We start from the raw sequence: 17,230 nt of genomic DNA, 5'->3' as shown, positions 1-17,230 counted from the left end.
GGTCGGGCAGGGTCTCAGCGCGCGGGCTCCAGCGTGAAGTGCCCGATGCCCTTGGCGGCCGAGTACACCGTCCACGAGTCGGGTCCCGAAGCCGGGCCCTTGCCGTAAAGAAGCCGGTAGTCTACCTGGCGCGGCGGCTGATTCCGGTCGAACCAGTGGTAGTTGATGCGCAGGCCGAGCCGCGAGACGGTCCCGTCCTCCGCGATCCGCTTGCGCACGATCGACGCGACCTGGCTGCGGTCGGAGAACACGTCGAGGATCTGGCAGTCGCAGTAGTAGGCGAGCGTGCCGATCTCCCCCGGCCCCGCCACCGACGCGCCGTTGAGCCGCTGCCCGAGCTCGCGGCCCACCCGGGCGTAGTCGGTCGAGCTCGCCCAGTTGCCGAAGATGACCGGCGAGGACCACGGCACGCCCTGCGCGAGGTCGATCGACACCATGCCGAGCGCGGTCACCCAGGCCAGGCCCAGCGCCGTGAGCGGTGCGGCTTTGCGCAGCCCCGGCCGCCGGCCGGACTCCGCGAGCCAGATGCCGGTCATGAGCACGGCGAACGACCCGATCGTGGCCGTCGGCGTCACGTAGTACCAGTGGTACGGGCCGACGCCGAGCGTCGAGTACACGATGTAGTAGACGACGCCGCCCAGGCCGAGCCCGACGACCGGCGCGAGAGCCGGGAAGTCGTCCCAGCGACGCGCGAAACGCAGCCCGAGCCAGGCCAGCAGGACCACGGTGCCCGCGACCGCCGCCGCGAACGTGAAGATCACCGTCACCGGCTGGTACAGGAAGTACATCACCGGGCCGCTGAAGTAGCCCCAAGCGCCGAAGAGGCCTTCCTGGTCCTGCTTGATGACCAGGGTGTCGGGGATGAACGAGCCGAGCGCGAACCAGCTGAACAGGAACCACGGCGCGGCGACCAGCACGGCCGTGCCGAACGCGCGCCAGAAGTGCTGCCGGATGGCGCGCGTGCTGAACGTGATGATGAGGACGAACACGACCAGGTCGAGACGGGTGAGCACCGTCAGCGCCGCGAACACCCCGAACAGGACCGGCCGGCCCTCGACGGCGAACACCGTGAGCCACAGGAGGATCGCCGGCACCAGCAGGACCTCGAGGCCCGTGGCCGAGAGCAGGAACGGGTTCACGACCACGATCACCACGCCGAGCAGGCCGACCCACGTCGCCAGCCCGAACGAGCGCGCCAGGCGCTGCCACGCCCAGCCGATGGCGGCGGATGAGAGCACGGTGAGCGCGCCCAGCGCGACCACCGGGTGAGCCGCGCCGCTGATGCGCGTGACGAGCGTGAGGAGCCCGAGCAACAACACGTCGAGCGGCGAGGTCGCCGAGTTCGCCGTGATGCCCGGCACCAGCGACCACTCGCCGTGGAGCGCGAGGTTCTTGGCGTAGGCGAGGGTGATGTACCCGTCGTCGGTCAGGCTCCCCCGCACGAGGAAGAACGACAACAGGCCCAGGATGGCCGCGGCCCAGGGCAGCCAACGGAAGCGCACGGAGCGTGACCGTACGGCACTCCTGGATCGGGGCTCGACACGGCTGTCCGCATCTTCCGGGATCGTGACCACTGACTCATCCACCGACATGGTCCGGGAACAATAGGGGGTATTCGTTCCGGCGATGTTAACGCCCCGCCCGTAACGTCCCGGTTCTTTCAGACCAGAGCGTGGCGGCCCGTGCGCTCAGCGTCAGCGCTCTGGTCGAGCATGCGCGCGGCGACGCGGCCGATCGCGGCGTCGAGCTCGGCGCGGTCGCCGGTGCCCCAGTCGGCGAGCCGCTCGGCCAGCCAGTCGCGCCAGGCGCGCACGAGCTTGCCGAACTCCTCGCGCCCGGCCGCGGTGAGCGCCCAGCTCCCGCCGGAGAACCTGAGGTACCCGGTGAGCTCCAGCCGCGCGAACGCGGGTTCCAGTACCTGTGGGGGCACGCCGTAGTGCTGCCCGATCGCCGTGAGCGTCGCCGGTTCGCCACGGCGTTCACGCAGGTGGACCTGCACGAGGCACCACAGGCCGCCGTGGTCGAGCTCGGAACCGGAGCGCGCCGCGATGGCGGGCGCGACCTTGCGCCGCTCGCGAAAGAAGAGCGTGGCGACAGCCCGTTCCAGCTCGCGATCGTGGTCACGCGCCTCGGGCATCGCGAACCCGTCGCCGAGGTCGGGCGCGGCCGCCCTGGACGTGTCCCGCAGCGGCACTTCCTTCAGGAAGAACGCCAGCGCCAGCGCGACGAGGCCCACCGGAGCGGCGGACAAGAACACCACATGCAGTGAATCGCTGTACGCGGCGATCACGGGCTGTGACACCGCCGGGGGAAGCTGGTGCAACGCCTGCGGCACCTGCGTCGCCCGCGGATCGACTCCCGGCGGCAGGGGGTGCGCCGCGAGAGCGTGGGCCAGGTTCGGGCCGAGCTGGTTGGCGTAGACCGTGCCGAAGATCGCCGCGCCGAACGAGCTGCCGATCGACCGCAGGAACGTGACACCGGACGTCGCGACGCCGAGGTCGCGGTAGTCGACCGTGTTCTGCACCGCGATGGTGAGGACCTGCATGCCGAGGCCGATCCCGAGACCCAGCACCGCCATGTACAGCGCCGACTCCCAGAACCCGGTGTCCGGGCCCAGGCGCGAGAGCAGGTAGAGCCCGGCCGTCATCAAGGCGGAGCCCACCAGCGGGAAGATCTTGTACCGGCCGGTGCGGCTCACGAGGTTGCCCGACAGGATCGACGCGAACAGCAGCGCCAGCACCATGGGCAGCAGCCGCACCCCGGACGACGTCGCCGAGACGCCTTGCACGTACTGCATGTAAGTGGGCAGGTAGGACAGCGCCCCGAGCATCGCGAAGCCGACGACGAAGCTCATGATGCCGGCCACGGTGAACACGGGGTTGCGGAACAGCCGCATCGGCAGCATCGGTTCTTTCGCCCGGAGCTCCACCAGTACGAAGAGCCCGAGCAGCACGATCGAGCCGATCGCCATCCCGATGATCGTCGGCGAGCCCCACGCGTAGGTGGTGCCGCCCCAGCTCGTGACGAGCGTCAGCCCGGTGGCGGCGAGGCCGATGAGCAGGATGCCGAGGTAGTCGATCACGGGCTTGAGGGCGGCACGCGCGTTGGGCATCGCGGACGCGGCCACGATGAGCACCACGACGACCAGCGGGATGTTCACGTAGAACGCCCAGCGCCACGACAGGTGGTCCACGAAGAAGCCGCCGAGCATCGGCCCGGCCACGGTCACCACGCCGAACACCGAGCCGAGCGCGCCCTGGTACTTGCCGCGCTCGCGCAGCGGCACGACGTCGGCGATGAGCGCCGTCGAGGTCACCATGAGGCCACCGCCGCCCAGCCCCTGCACGGCCCGCCACACGATGAGCCACACCATGCTGTCGGCGAAGCCGCAGAAGAAGGACCCGACCCCGAAGATCACGACCGACAGCTGGAACATCAGCTTGCGCCCGAACAGATCGCCGAGCTTGCCGACGACCACGGTCATGATTGTCTCGGCCAGCAGGTACGCGGTGACGACCCACGACAGGTGCCCCGCCCCGCCGAGGTCACCCACGATCGTGGGCAACGCCGTGCCCACGATCGTCTGGTCCAGCGCCGCGAGCAGCATGCCGAGCAGCACCGCGCCGAACACCGCGTTGATCTTCCGCCGCGACAACCCTGCCCCCAGCGCGGCCGGCTCCTCCTGCGTCACCTCGGCGGTGGCCGTCATGCGCCCTCCTCGTCACCCGCTCGGCGGTCGTTCCCGCGGGTCCACCGTAGGGCGAGGTGTCCACTGTGGATAGCCACTCGTTCCGGTGACGGGACCACCCGTGACGCGTCACATTGACCGGACGGGTGAGCGTGGCCAGAGTGTCCCTCGTGGACTACGTGGACGAACGCTCCGCCCGCCGCTACCCGCTCGACGCGCTGCGCTGGTGCGGGGACGACGGCGCGCCGCTCACTGTGGAAGCGCTGCCGGGCATCACGCGCGAGCAGGTGGACACCGCCACGCGGTCGCTGTGGCGCTACCGCGCCGCACTGCCGGGCGACCTGCGGCCGATCTCGCTCGGCGAGGGCTGCACGCCGCTGGTCGAGCGGCCGTGGCGCGGGCACGACACGCGGTTCAAGCTCGAGTGGTTCAGCCCCACCGGCAGCTTCAAGGACCGCGGCAGCAGCGTGATGCTCTCGGCGCTCGCCCAGGCCGGCGTGCGTGAGGTCCTCGAAGACAGCTCCGGCAACGGCGGTTCCTCGGTGTCGGCCTACGCGGCCGCCGCGGGCATCGCGGCCACGATCCTCGCGCCGGAGTCGACGTCGCCCGCGAAGATCCTGCAGAGCCGCGCGTACGGCGCGACCGTGGACCTCGTGCCGGGCACCCGCGACGCCACCGCCGCCGAAGCTCTGCGCCGATCCGGTGAAACCACCTACGCGAGCCACAACTGGCACCCGTTATTCCTGCAGGGCACCAAAACACTCGCGTACGAGCTGTGGGAGGACTTCGGGTACACCGCGCCGGACACGGTCGTGACCGTGGCCGGCGCGGGCAGCATCGTCCTCGGCCTCGACCTGGGGTTCGGCGAGCTGCTCGCCTCCGGCGCGATCGCGAAGCGGCCGCGCCTGCTCGTCGCGCAGCCCGCGAACTGCGCGCCGATCGACGCCGCCTTCCGCGCCGGCGCCGACCACGCCGTGCCGACGCGGTTCGCGCCGACGATCGCCGAGGGCACCGCCATCCGCGAACCCGTCCGCCTCCCCGAGGTGCTCGCCGCGATCCGCCGCTCGGGCGGGGCGACGGTGGCGATCGCCGAGGACGAGATCGCCCGCGCCGCACGGGAGCTTCCGCGGATCGGCCTCTACGCCGAGCCGACCAGCGCCACCGCGGCGGCCGCCGTCGACGTCTTCCGCGCCGACGGCGTGCTCGCGCCCGGAGACAGGACCGCCGTCATCCTCACCGGCTCGGGGCTGAAGGCGGCCACCACGATGAGCACGCTCATCTGACCCCGCACCCGGTCAGCGGTCGTGACTGCGCCGGTCGTAGGAGACCGCGTAGATCGCGCTGCGGGCGGCCAGGATCGGGTCGTCGGACAGCTCGATGCCCTCGGTGAGCAGCGTCGGGTCGAAGACCTGGGAGTTCCAGTGCTTCTGGTCGGTGACCTCGGCGGTGATCGCCAGCCGGCCGGCCGTGATCTCCGTGCGGTCCTCGGGCCAGACCAGCGTGGCGTCGTTCGTCGGGTCGCCCGGCTCGCCGAGCTGCACCTTGAGCGTGAACTCGACCGGTCCGCGCGCCAGCCGCTCGCCGAGCTCTTCGGTGAGATGCTCGGCCGACCAGTCGCCGCCCTCGCCGGCGGCGAGCACGTGGTCGCCGGCCTCGGGCACCCAGCGGTAACGCACCGGGCGCAGGGAACCGTCGGCCGCGCGCCAGAAGAACGCGTGGATCGCCCAGTAGGTGGTGGTGCCGTAGCTGACCGGCGTGGGCAGCTGCGAGGCGGTGAACAGGCCCGGGCCCGCGCTCGGGTGCGCGCCCACGTGGGCCTGCACCTTGCCGAGGTCGGGCGCGCCGGTGGCGGGGTCGGGCTCGGCCGACTTGAGCAGCGCGAGGAAGTCCTCGGGCGTCGCGGCGATGAACCGGTCGAGGTTCACGCCGACGATGTCGGTGTTGCCGCCACCCGGGAGGTGGAACTTCACCGCGAGCCCGCGCACGGCCGTGCCGGCGTCGGGCAGATGCGGGTTGGTGTCGGTGTGGGAGAACCGCACGGTCGCGCGCACGGGCTCGCCCCGCAGGTGCGTCGCCGTGGTGAGGTCGGCGGCGACGCCGGACGGGACGAAAGTGGCGTCGTAGCAGACGCCCCGGGCGTGGGCCCGGCGGTAACCCGGGTAGGTGCCTTTCAGCTGCTCGATCTCGTCCACGATGGACACGGAGAGCTGGGACGCGGGCAGTTCGGTGGTCATGTCGCGAAGGTAACGGCCGTCGCGCGTGCACGCCCGCCGCATTACCCTCCCGGCCACGGAAGTGTTCCTGAAGTTCCCCGCGAACCTGAGAGATATTCCGAAATCCCGGTCGGCGGAATCGCCGCCCCGCGCGAATCAAGCCTTGATCAAGTCACCGGAAGAATGGTGCCGCTGTCAAATCGAGGGAGCGTTTTCCCGGGATTTCCCCCGAGTGAGGTGTCGCACACCTTAAGTCTTCCTTGGCGTGCTTGGTCACGCGCGCCCGCACCGCTAGCGTCACGCAACCATGGATTCCACAGTGGTCGCCAGCGAAGGCGACAGCTACACGAAAGCACTGGGCAACCGCCAGGTGCAGATGATCGCGATCGGCGGCGCGATCGGTGTCGGCCTCTTCCTCGGGGCCGGCGGCAAGCTCCAGCAGGTCGGCCCGTCGCTGGTGCTCTCCTACGCCATCTGCGGCATCGCCGCGTATTTCGTCATGCGCGCACTCGGTGAACTCGTCTTGCACGAGCCGAGTTCGGGAAGTTTCGTCACCTACGCCCGCAAGTTCATCGGGCCGTGGGCCGGTTTCGTCTCCGGCTGGATGTACTGGGTCAACTGGGCGATGACCGGCATCGCCGAGATCACCGCCGTCGCGATCTACGTGCACAAGTGGCTGCCCGACGTGCCGCAGTGGATCACCGCGCTCGTCGCGCTCGGCGTGCTGATCGGCGTGAACCTGGTGAGCGTGAAGCTGTTCGGCGAGCTGGAGTTCTGGTTCTCCGTGGTGAAGGTGCTCGCGATCGTGGTCTTCCTGATCACGGCGATCGGGCTCGTGTTCGCGGGCGCGAACATCGGCGGCACGCCGGCCGGCGTGCACAACCTGACCGACCACGGCGGCTTCTTCCCCGCAGGCATCGGCATCGCGCTCATGACCCTGCAGGCCGTGATCTTCGCCTACTCCGCGATCGAGGTCGTCGGCATCGCGGCCGGCGAGACCAAGGACGCGCGCAAGGTACTGCCGAAGGCCATCAACGGCGTCGTCTGGCGCATCGGCGTCTTCTACGTCGGTTCGGTGCTGCTGCTGGCGATGCTGATGCCGTGGTCGTTCTACAGCGGCGCCGAAAGCCCGTTCGTCACCGTCTTCTCGCGCCTGGGCATCGGCGGCATCGGCGACGTGATGAACGCCGTGGTGCTCACCGCCGCGCTCTCGTCGTGCAACTCGGGTCTCTACTCGACCGGGCGCATCCTGCGGGCGCTGGCCGACCACGGCGAGGCGCCGAAGTTCGTGGGCCGCATGAACAGCCGTCACGTGCCCTACGGCGGCATCCTGTTCACGTCGATCGTCTACGTGCTCGGCGTGGTGCTGAACTACATCGTGCCGCAGGAGGCGTTCGACATCGCCATCGCGGTGGCCTCGCTCGGTGTGGTGGCCACGTGGGCCACGCTCATCTACTCGCAGATGCGGATGCGCCAGGCCGCGCTGCGCGGCGAGGTCGAGCGGCCGAGCTACCGCATGCCGGGCGCGCCCTACACCGGCTGGGCCACGCTCGGGTTCCTCCTGCTGGTGGTCGTGCTGATGGGCTTCTCCGACGGCGCCGAGAAGATCGCGTTCTACTCCATCCCCGTGCTCGCGATCGTCCTGGCGGTCGGCTGGAGGATCGTGTCGCGCCGGCGCGGCGTGCGCGTCGGCGACAACGCCTGAGCCCGGCACCGGGCCGCACCGCACACGCCGGGCCGGGCACCGTTCCCGGCCCGGCGTGTGCGGTGCGGGCATACTCGGATCCGGCGGCGTGGACGCGTCGCACGGCGGGAGGTCCGTGATGGTGTCGTCGGAAACGTCCCGGAAGGTGACGATCCACGACGTCGCCCGCAGCGCGGGGGTGTCGCGCCAGACCGTGTCGCGGGCGCTCAACGACAAAGCCGAGATCGACGGCACCACGAAACAGCGGGTGCTCGACGCGGCCCGTGAGCTCGGCTACCGGCCGAGCCGGTTCGCCCGCGGCCTCGTTCGGCAGGACACCACGACGATCGGGCTCGTGATCCCCGACCTGCTCAACCCGTTCTTCACCGAGGTCGCCGCCGCCGCGCTCGAGGCCGCGCGCGCCCGCGGCTGGCACGTGGTCGTGTACGACACCTCCGACAGCGCCGAGGAAGAGCTCGGCACGCTGCAGGTGATCGGTTCGCAGGTGGACGCCGTGGTCGGCTACTTCAGCCGGCCCGAGGACGAGCTCGACCGCTTCACCCGCGGCATCCCCGTGGTCCTCATCGGCCGCGAACACCACACGCCCCGGTTCAGCTCGATCCGGGTCGAAGGCGCGAACGGCGTGCAGGCCGCGATCACGCACCTCGTGCGGGCCGGACACCGGCGCATCGGCATGCTCGACCACGCAGGCCGCGCCGAACCGAGCGTCCGGCGCGACTGGTTCGCCGCCGCGGTCGCCGCGCACGGGCTCGAAGCCGAGGTCGTCGAGCGGGCCGCCCAGTCGGTGGACGGCGGGGCCGCGGCCCTGGAAGCGCTGCTGGCCGAGCACCCCGACGTGACGGCCGTGTTCACCTTCAACGACATCATCGCCATGGGCGCCCTGCGCGCCGCCCGCCGCCTCGGGCGCCGGGTGCCGGGCGACCTCGCCGTGGTCGGGTTCGACGGGCTCCAGCTCGGCACCGTCGTGGACCCGGCATTGACCAGCGTCGCCCTCGACACGCGCCGGCTGGGCGCCCTCGCGATCGACCAGGCCGCCCGCCTGCTCACCGGCGCGACTCCCCTGTCGGCCGACGAGCTCGTGATCCAGGCCGAGCTGCTGGTCCGCGAATCCGCCTGAGCCTCACCGCTTGACACCTCACGGCACCTCGCGCACACTTCCGGGCAATTCGTGAACGTTCACGGGAGCGTTCACGGAGCTTCCCGGAGGGTCCCCGATGACGTTGACTCGACGACGGTTCCTGACCGGCGCGGCGGCACTCGGCGCCTCGGCGTTCGGCGCAGTTGCCTGCACCAGTCCCACGACCGCCAACCCAGGGCGGATCACGCTCTGGTACACCTCGAACGGCCTGTCCGACGCCGTGCTCGGCGAGGCCGTGAAGCGGTTCGCCGCCGACAAGCTGACCCCTTCGCAGGTCAGCGGCGAGCTGAAACAGCGGCTGCTCGCCGCGCTGGCCGGCGAGGCCTACCTGCCCGACATCACCATGCTCGGCGACGACATCGCCACCTACTTCGCCGACACCGACCATTTCGTCGACCTGAACAGCCTCGGCGCGGACAATCTGCGCGACGAGTACCTGCCCTGGAAGTGGCAGGCGGGCACCAGTCCCGACGGCTTCCAGCTCGGGTTCCCCGTCGACGTCGGCCCGGCCGCCCTGTACTACCGCCACGACCTGTTCGCCCAGGCCGGCTTCCCCAGCGAGCCCGACGAGGTCGCGGCGGCCGTGTCCACATGGGACGACTACTTCGCGTTCAGCGCGCAGGTGCAGAAGAAGCTGCCCGGCCGTTACATGATCACCGACACCAAGACGGTGTTCACGTACTCGCTCGCGCAGGAACCGCGCAAGTACTTCGACCACGCCAACCACTACCTCGACGACCAGTCGCAGGTGCGCCGCGCGTGGGACCGGGCCGTGCAGGCGTTCCGGATGGGCCTGACCGCCGGGTACGCGGGTTCGCAGAGCGTCAACGGCCAGTCGATCGACCGCCACGCGGCCTGGAACAGCGGCAAGGAGCTCAGCTTCGTCAACGCCTCCTGGATCACCGGCGAGCTCAAGGAGTCGGCGCCAGGCACCTCGGGCAAGTGGCGCGTGTGCCGGCCGCCCGGCGGTGCGGGCAACCAGGGCGGTTCGTTCCTGGCGATCACGAAGTACTGCCCCGACCCGCACGCCGCGTTCGAGATCGTGAAGTGGCTGCAGTCGCCGCAGAACCAGCCGCAGACGTTCCTGGACTTGGGCCTCTTCCCGCCCAGTCCGTCGGCCTACGGGGACCCGCGGCTGCTCGCACCCGAGCCGTTCTTCGGCGGACAAGTGACGATGGACGTGTTCTCGAAGATCGCGCGGGAGGTCAAGCCCGTGTACTTCAGCCCCTGGGACATCACGATCAGCGACACCTTCACCGATGAACTGACCAATGTGGAGAGTGCGGGCAAGGACCCCGAGGACGCGTGGCAGGACGCCCGCGCTTCGGTGGAACGCCTGCTGCGCCGCCAGGGGGTGCTCTCGTGACCGCGATCCTGCCCGCCGAGACGGCCGGCGCTCGCCGCGCTCCGGTCCGCCACACTGCCGACGGCCGCCGCAAACAGTGGCGCTACCTGCCGCAGTACCTGGCCGTCGCACCGTTCTTCGTGCTGTTCGCGATCTTCGGGGTCTACCCGGTGCTGTACTCGCTCTATCTCGCGCTGCAGCGCTGGGACGGCGTCGGCCCGATGAAGTTCGTCGGGCTGGAGAACTTCGCGTTCCTGCTGTCGGACACCACGTTCTGGGACTCGATCGGCAACACCCTGATCATCTGGGTGGCCTCGACGGTCCCGATGACGGCGCTCGCGCTGCTCATCGCGGTCGGCCTCAACTCTTCGGTGCGGTACAAGGGTGTGCTGCGGGTCGCGTACTTCCTGCCCAACGTGACCTCGATCGTGGCGATGTCGCTGGTGTTCGGCTCGATCTTCTCCGACGAGTTCGGGATCCTGAACTGGTTCCTGGGCCTGTTCGGCATCGGCAACATCGACTGGCTGAGCGACCCGTGGGCCATCCGCGGCGCGATCTCGATCATGATCATCTGGCGCTGGACCGGCTACAACGCGATCATCTTCCTGGCCGGGCTGCAAGCGTTGCCACCGGACGTGTTCGAGGCGGCCCGCATCGACGGCGCCGGCCCGGTGCAGACGTTCTTCCGCATCACGCTGCCGCTGCTGCGGCCGGTGCTGCTGTTCTCCGTGGTGATGTCGGCGATCAACGGGCTGCAGATCTTCACCGAGTCGCAGGTGCTGCTCGGCAATCGCGGCGGCCCCGGCGGCGCGGGCATGACGATGGTCCTCTACTTCTACAACACGGCGTTCGCGGACAACGACTTCGGTTACGGCGCCGCGATCGCGTGGGGCATCTTCGTGGTCGTCGTCCTCTTCTCGATCCTCAACTGGCGGCTCGTGATGCGGCCCGAGCGCGGCCAGGTCCAGACCAAGGGAGCCGGCCGATGACGAGCAGACGGGCACGGGTGCTGACGCTGGTGGCACTGATCGTCGGCGGCCTGATCACCCTCTTCCCCTACTACTGGCTCGCCGTGATGGCGTCCAACACCACCGCCGACATCTACGCGACCCCGCCGCGGCTGACGTTCGGCGGGCACCTGTTCGCCAACATCGGCGAGGTGTTCGCGAAGATCGACTTCTTCGGCTCGCTGCTCAACACGCTGATCGTCGCCGTGGTCACCACGTTGCTGGTGCTGTTCTTCGACTCGCTGGCGGCGTTCACCTTCGCCAAGTACGACTTCCCGGGCAGCAGCGTGCTCTTCGGCATCCTGCTCGCAACGTTCGTGGTGCCCACGCAGCTCTCGGCGATCCCGCAGTTCACGTTGATGGCGAACTTCGGCTGGGTCGGCGACCTCAAGGCACTCATCATCCCGGCCGCCGCCAACGCGTTCGGCATCTTCTGGATGCGCCAGTACGCCCGCGGCGCCATTCCGGACGAGCTGCTGGAAGCGGCCCGGATGGACGGCGCGGGGTTCTTCCGCACGTACCTGTCGGTCGGGCTGCCGGTGCTGCGCCCGGCGCTCGCGTTCCTCGGCATCTTCACCTTCGTCAACGCCTGGAACGACTACCTGTGGCCGCTGGTCGTGCTGATCGACTCCAACCACGTGACGCTGCAGGTGGCGCTCTCGCAGCTGCAGGGTGTGTACGTGAAGGACTACAGCGTCGTGATGGCCGGGACGCTCGTCGCGATCGTGCCGCTGATCATCGTGTTCCTCTTCGGTGCCCGTCACTTCATCCGCAACATCGCCGCCGGCGCTCTCAAGGGCTGAAAGGAACCCATGTCGTCGTACGTCGAAGACCCCGCCCCCGGCCACGGCTCGCTGCCGGCCCGCGCCGCGTTCTCCTCGGACGCGCGGTCGGTGAGCCTGGCCGGGACGTGGCGGTTCCGCCTCTCGCCCTCTCCGGCGGCCGCGCCCGAAGGGATCGCGCGCGACGACTTCGACGACAGCGGCTGGGACACGCTCACGGTGCCGGGTCACTGGCAGCTGCAGGGCCACGGGAAACCGGCCTACACCAACGTGCACTACCCGTTCCCGGTTCAGCCGCCGCTGGTGCCTTCGGACAACCCTACGGGGGATCACCGGCTCACGTTCGACCTGCCGGCCGGCTGGCCGGATGAGCCGGCGGTGCTGCGCTTCGACGGCGTCGACTCGTGCGCGAAAGTGTGGCTCAACGGCGAGGAGCTCGGCGTCACGCGCGGCAGCCGGCTGCCGTCGGAGTTCGCGGTGGGCCACCTGCTGCGTGCGCGCGGAAACGTGCTCGCCGTGCGCGTGCACCAGTGGTCTTCGGGCAGTTACCTCGAGGACCAGGACATGTGGTGGCTCTCGGGCATCTTCCGCGGAGTCACGCTGCTCTCGCGCCCGGTGGGCGGCGTCGAGGACTACCAGCTGCACGCCGACTTCGACCACGCCAGCGGCCTCGGCACGCTCTCGGTCACCGCCGCCGAGGGCGTGCTGCTGAGCGTGCCCGAGCTCGGCGTCGAGAACCTGCCGGCCGGGTCGCCGGTGGAGATCGCCGTGGAGCCGTGGAGCGCCGAATCGCCGCGGCTCTACCACGGTGAGGTGCACACCCCGGCCGAACGCGTGCCGGTGCGGATCGGGTTCCGGACCGTTCGGATCGAGGACGGCGTGCTCGAGGTGAACGGACGGCGGGTGCTGTTCCGCGGAGTCAACCGGCACGAGCACCACCCGCGGTTCGGCCGCGCGCTGCCGCGCGAGTTCGCGCTGGCCGACGTGCTGCTCATGAAGCGCCACAACGTGAACGCGGTGCGCACCAGCCACTACCCGCCGGACCCGTACTTCCTCGAGCTGTGCGACATCCACGGCCTGTGGGTGATCGACGAGTGCGACCTCGAGACCCACGGCTTCGGCGATCTGGGCTGGGCGGGCAACCCGAGTGACGACCCGCGCTGGGGCGAGGCCTACCTCGACCGCATGCGCCGCACCGTCGAGCGCGACAAGAACCACCCGTCGATCGTGCTGTGGTCACTCGGCAACGAGGCCCACACCGGCCGGAACCTCGCCGCGACGGCGGCGTGGACGCGGGAGCGCGATCCGTCGCGGCCGGTGCACTACGAAGGCGACTTCGAGTGCGAGTACGTGGACGTGTACAGCCGCATGTACGCCGACCACGCGGAGGTCGACCGGATCGGCCGCCGCGACGACCCGAACGAGCGCCGCCGGTCGCTGCCGTTCCTGCTCTGCGAGTTCGCGCACGCGATGGGCAACGGGCCGGGCGGACTGCTGGAGTACCGCGAGCTGTTCGAGCGGTACCCGCACGTGCAAGGTGGGTTCGTGTGGGAATGGCTCGACCACGGGCTCGCCCGGCGCGACGCCGGAGGCCGCGAGTACTTCGCGTACGGCGGCGACTTCGGCGAGCAGATCCACGACGGCAACTTCGTGATCGACGGCCTGGTCCACCCCGACCGCACGCCCTCGCCCGCGCTGGCCGAGTTCGCGAAAGTCTTCGAGCCGGTGCGGATCGACGCGAGTGCCGCGGGGGTGCGGATCTCGAACCACTACGACGTGGTCGGGTCGGCGCACCTGGTGTTCCGCTGGAGCTTCGAGGACGACGGCGTCGAGTTGGCGGCCGGCGAGCTGGCCGTGCCCGAGGTCCGCGCCGGACAAAGCCTCGACCTGCCGCTCCCCCGGCTGCCCGACACGTCGGGCGAAGGCGTGCTCACCGTGCGAGCGGTGCTGGCGGCCGACACCGGCTGGGCGTCCACGGGCCACGTCGTGGCGTGGGGGCAGCTGCCCGTGACGCCCGCGACCGACCCCGTGCCTCCCGCGGTGGGTGCGCCACTGCTGCGTGAACGCAGACTCCTGCGGCTCGGGCCCGGCGCGTTCGACGCCGCCACCGGCCGGCTCGTCGCGCTCGGCGGCCACCGCGTCGAGGGGCCGCGAGTGGACCTGTGGCGCGCGCCGACCGACAACGACCGGGGTTCCGACGACCCCGAAGCCGCGCGGTGGCGGGCCGCGGGCCTGCACCGGCTGCAGCATCGCGTGGCCGAGGTGGACGGGCAAGCGTCGGCTCTCGTCGTGCGGACGCGGGTCGCGCCGCCCGGGCTCGGGGTCGGCATGTTCGCCGAGTACCGCTGGGCCGCCGACGGCGACCGCGTGCGCCTGCGTGTCGAGCTGGAGCCGGACGGCGAGTGGCCGTGCACGCTCCCCCGCCTGGGCCTGCGGATGGCGGTGCCCGGCGCGTTCGGCGGTGTCGAGTGGTTCGGCGCCGGCCCGGGCGAGGCCTACGCCGACAGCCGCCAGGCGGCGCGGATCGGCCGGTTTTCCTCCACTGTGGACGCTTTGCAGACGCCGTACGTGTACCCGCAGGAGAACGGCAACCGCGCCGACGCGCGCTGGCTGCGCCTGACGTCCGCGGGCGGGGCCGGGATCCGGATCGAGGGCGAGCCGGTGTTCGACTTCACCGCGCGGCGCTGGACTTCGGAGGACCTCGACGCCGCTCGCCACACCGTCGACCTGGTGCCGGGTGAGCTCGTGCACCTCAACCTCGACCTGGCCCAGCACGGGCTCGGCACCGCCTCCTGCGGGCCGGGCGTGCTGCCGCGCTACCGCCTGCACGCCCAGAAGGCGAGCCTCACGCTCACGTTCTCCCCGATCACGCCCGAAGGAGCCGCCCGATGACCAGTGCGCCCGAGGTCCGCCTCGTCCCGCACACGCACTGGGACCGTGAGTGGTACGAGCCGTTCCAGCGGTTCCGCCTGCGCCTGGTCGACCTGCTCGACGAGGTCCTCGACCGCGCCGAGGCCGACCCGCGGTTCCGGTTCACGCTCGACGGGCAGATGGCGGCCGTCGACGACTACCTGGAGGTGCGCGGCGAAAATCGCGACCGGGTGGCCGCGCTGGTCGCGTCCGGGCAGCTCGCGGTGGGGCCGTGGCAGATCCTGCTCGACGAGTTCCTCGTCTCGGGCGAGAACATCGTGCGGAACCTGGAGCTCGGCTGGGCGCGCGCCACCGAGCTCGGCGGCGCGATGCGCGTGGGCTACCTGCCCGACGAGTTCGGCCACTGCGCGCAGATGCCGCAGATCCTCGCGGGCGCCGGGTTCGAGCACGCGTGCGTGTGGCGCGGGGTTCCGTCCGGAGTGGACGGCCACGCGTTCCGCTGGACGGCGCCGGACGGCAGCTCCGTGCGCGTGGAGTACCTGGCCGACGGTTACGGCAACGCGGCCTACGTCTTCTCCGACCCCGGCTTCTTCGCCTCCCGCATGGCCGAGCTCGGGCGGCGGCTGCGGCCCTCGTTCGGGGCCGACCCCGTGCTCGCGATGTACGGCACCGACCACTCCGCGCCCGTCGGCTCGCTGGTGAAGCTCGTCGCCGGGCTCGATCCGGCGTCGGTCGACGTGCGGATCAGCACGCTGGCCGAGTACGTCGGCGCGCGCGACGCCACGGACCCTTCGCTGCCCGTGGTGCGGGGTGAGCTGCGCAGCCACGCCGCGGCCAACATCCTGCCGGGTGTCCTTTCGGTGCGCCCGCAGCTCAAGCAGGCGATGGCGCGGGCCGAGCGGCTCGTGGAGCGTTATGCCGAACCGTTCGCCGCGCTGTTCTCGGCCGAGTGGCCGCAGCGGTTCCTGGAGCTGGCGTGGTGGCGGCTGGTCGACGCGTCGGGACACGACTCCGTGACCGGCTGCGGGGTCGACGAGACGGCGACGCAAGTGTTCGCGCGGATCAGCGAGGCGGGCCACCTCGGGCAGGCGGTGCGCGACCGCGTGGCCGGCCGGCTCGCGCGCTCCGTCGCACGGGATTCGCTGCTGGTGCTCAACCCGACGCCCGCTGCTCGCCGCGACCTGGTGACACTGGACGTGGAAGCGCCGTGGGCAGAGATCGCGCTGGAGCTGCCCGACGGCACGCGCCTGCCCGCGCAGGTGGAGGCTGTGGCCGGCGAGCTACTGCACGAGGAAGCGGCTTCAGGCGCCGACCTGGTGCTTTTCCTGCCGCGCATCCACGGACGTGAGCTGTTCGGCAGTGAGATCACCGGCTGGCGGTGCGAGTCTTCAGCGCGACTGCTGGAGTTCTCCGTCGCGCGGCACGGCGGCGAGGAACCCTTCGACGTCGAAGCCGTGCGAGCGGCGGTGACCGACGCGACGGGCGCGTGGACGATCCGCATCCGCCAGGCCGAGCGGCGGACGGTGACCGCGTTGGTCGACGTGCCGGCTCTCGGCTGGACGACCGCGCGCGTGGTGCCGGGCTCTGTTCCGGTCACTGCGCCCGTCGTCGCCTGCCCGTTGCTGAGCAACGGCCTCGTGACGGTCGAGGTGCACGACGACGGCACGCTGCGGATCACCGCGGCCGACGGCACTGTCCTCGACGGCGTCGCCACGATCGTCGACGGCGGCGATCGTGGCGATTCCTACAACTACGCCCCACCCGGCACGGACACCGTGGTCACGCGGCCGGACTCGGTGCGGGTGACACCGGGCGTCGAGGGGCCGCTGCGCACGACGTTCACCGTGGAGCGGACCTACTCGTGGCCGGCGGAGATGGACTGGGCGGGCGATCGGCGCAGCCCGTCGACTTCTCGTGGCACGGTGACGATGGCCGTCGAACTGCGCGCGGGTGAGCCGTTCGTCCGCCTCGACCTCACGATCGACAACGCCTCGCGCGACCACCGCGTGCGGTTCCACGTCCCGCTCGCCCGCGCCGCGTACACCTCGCACGCCGAGGGCCAGTTCGCCGTCGTCGAACGCGGGCGCACAGCCGAGGGCGGCTTCAGCGAGTACCCGATCCCGACGTTCCCGGCCCACGGCTTCGCCGACGCCGGCGGCGCCGGACTGCTGCTGACGCAGGCGTGCGAGTACGAGCTCCTGGATGACGCGCTCGCCCTCACCGTGCTGCGCACGAGCGGCCGGCTCAGCCGCAACGTCCACCCGTACCGCGAGGAGCCCGCCGGTCCGCAGATCGCGACGCCACTCGCCCAGCAGATCGGCACCACCACCGTGCAGCTCGCCGTCCTCCCGCACACGGGCGACTGGCGCGCCGGTGCCCTGCTCGACGCCGCCGAGCGCTACCGCCATCCGCTGCACGCCACCCTCGGTGCGGGCCCACTCGACGCGCCGCCCGCGTCCCGGCACGGGCTCACCGTCGAGG

The 17,230-nt window shown here is 70.9% G+C and carries 10 protein-coding genes and 1 pseudogene; 8 read left to right on the top strand and 3 right to left on the bottom strand.

The window, feature by feature from the left end:
* Window positions 1-14 precede the first annotated feature (14 nt).
* Window positions 15-1,502, bottom strand: a complete 1,488-nt coding sequence (locus tag AB0383_RS10310; RefSeq protein ID WP_366186484.1) for a hypothetical protein — start codon at window positions 1,500-1,502, stop codon at window positions 15-17.
* A gap of 158 nt (window positions 1,503-1,660) precedes the next feature.
* Window positions 1,661-3,709 carry an MDR family MFS transporter gene (locus tag AB0383_RS10305; RefSeq protein ID WP_366186482.1) on the bottom strand — a complete coding sequence of 683 codons (2,049 nt, stop codon included), beginning with the start codon at window positions 3,707-3,709 and terminating at the stop codon, window positions 1,661-1,663.
* A 149-nt stretch (window positions 3,710-3,858) separates the two neighbouring features.
* On the opposite strand from AB0383_RS10305, the gene AB0383_RS10300 reads away from it, so the two are divergent.
* Window positions 3,859-4,971: a pyridoxal-phosphate dependent enzyme gene (locus AB0383_RS10300; protein WP_366186480.1), complete on the top strand. Its 1,113-nt coding sequence runs from the start codon at window positions 3,859-3,861 to the stop codon at window positions 4,969-4,971.
* 12 nt (window positions 4,972-4,983) lie between these two features.
* On the opposite strand, the gene AB0383_RS10295 is transcribed toward AB0383_RS10300, so the two are convergent.
* Entirely contained in the window at window positions 4,984-5,922 is a 939-nt protein-coding gene (locus tag AB0383_RS10295; RefSeq protein ID WP_364177818.1) for a catalase family peroxidase, read from the bottom strand.
* A 286-nt stretch (window positions 5,923-6,208) separates the two neighbouring features.
* Here AB0383_RS10295 and AB0383_RS10290 point away from each other — a divergent pair, with 286 nt between their 5' ends.
* From AB0383_RS10290 to AB0383_RS10260, 7 genes and pseudogenes are all read left to right on the top strand, one after another.
* Window positions 6,209-7,606: an amino acid permease gene (locus AB0383_RS10290; RefSeq protein WP_364177821.1), complete on the top strand. Its 1,398-nt coding sequence runs from the start codon at window positions 6,209-6,211 to the stop codon at window positions 7,604-7,606.
* Window positions 7,607-7,751: 145 nt separating this feature from the next.
* Entirely contained in the window at window positions 7,752-8,723 is a 972-nt protein-coding gene (locus AB0383_RS10285) for a LacI family DNA-binding transcriptional regulator (RefSeq protein WP_366186477.1), read from the top strand.
* Between the two features lie 97 nt (window positions 8,724-8,820).
* Window positions 8,821-10,110, top strand: coding sequence for an ABC transporter substrate-binding protein (locus AB0383_RS10280; protein ID WP_364177827.1), 1,290 nt, complete (start codon window positions 8,821-8,823; stop codon window positions 10,108-10,110).
* Window positions 10,107-11,078: a sugar ABC transporter permease gene (locus AB0383_RS10275; RefSeq protein ID WP_364177830.1), complete on the top strand. Its 972-nt coding sequence runs from the start codon at window positions 10,107-10,109 to the stop codon at window positions 11,076-11,078. Before AB0383_RS10280 ends, AB0383_RS10275 begins: the two co-directional genes overlap by 4 nt.
* Window positions 11,075-11,899: a carbohydrate ABC transporter permease gene (locus AB0383_RS10270; protein WP_364177833.1), complete on the top strand. Its 825-nt coding sequence runs from the start codon at window positions 11,075-11,077 to the stop codon at window positions 11,897-11,899. The genes AB0383_RS10275 and AB0383_RS10270 overlap by 4 nt, the downstream gene beginning before the upstream one ends.
* Window positions 11,900-11,908: 9 nt before the next feature.
* Window positions 11,909-14,770, top strand: coding sequence for a glycoside hydrolase family 2 TIM barrel-domain containing protein (locus AB0383_RS10265; protein WP_364177836.1), 2,862 nt, complete (start codon window positions 11,909-11,911; stop codon window positions 14,768-14,770).
* Window positions 14,767-16,971: pseudogene (locus AB0383_RS10260) on the top strand (glycoside hydrolase family 38 C-terminal domain-containing protein); the annotation flags it as partial. The gene AB0383_RS10265 and the pseudogene AB0383_RS10260, both read left to right, overlap by 4 nt.
* Window positions 16,972-17,230 lie beyond the last annotated feature (259 nt).

It is taken from the genome of Amycolatopsis sp. NPDC051373 (assembly GCF_040689465.1).
Taxonomy (GTDB): domain Bacteria; phylum Actinomycetota; class Actinomycetes; order Mycobacteriales; family Pseudonocardiaceae; genus Amycolatopsis.
Note: the sequence above shows the minus strand (reverse complement) of the source record. Positions and strands in the feature narration are given on the sequence as shown.

What these genes read in the sequence shown, in the direction of transcription:
- AB0383_RS10270 (WP_364177833.1), top strand. Translation starts at nt 11,075, where the DNA reads ATGACGAGCAGACGGGCACGGGTGCTGACGCTGGTGGCACTGATCGTC.
- AB0383_RS10305 (WP_366186482.1), bottom strand. Translation starts at nt 3,709, where the DNA reads ATGACGGCCACCGCCGAGGTGACGCAGGAGGAGCCGGCCGCGCTGGGG.
- AB0383_RS10280 (WP_364177827.1), top strand. Translation starts at nt 8,821, where the DNA reads ATGACGTTGACTCGACGACGGTTCCTGACCGGCGCGGCGGCACTCGGC.
- AB0383_RS10265 (WP_364177836.1), top strand. Translation starts at nt 11,909, where the DNA reads ATGTCGTCGTACGTCGAAGACCCCGCCCCCGGCCACGGCTCGCTGCCG.
- AB0383_RS10290 (WP_364177821.1), top strand. Translation starts at nt 6,209, where the DNA reads ATGGATTCCACAGTGGTCGCCAGCGAAGGCGACAGCTACACGAAAGCA.
- AB0383_RS10295 (WP_364177818.1), bottom strand. Translation starts at nt 5,922, where the DNA reads ATGACCACCGAACTGCCCGCGTCCCAGCTCTCCGTGTCCATCGTGGAC.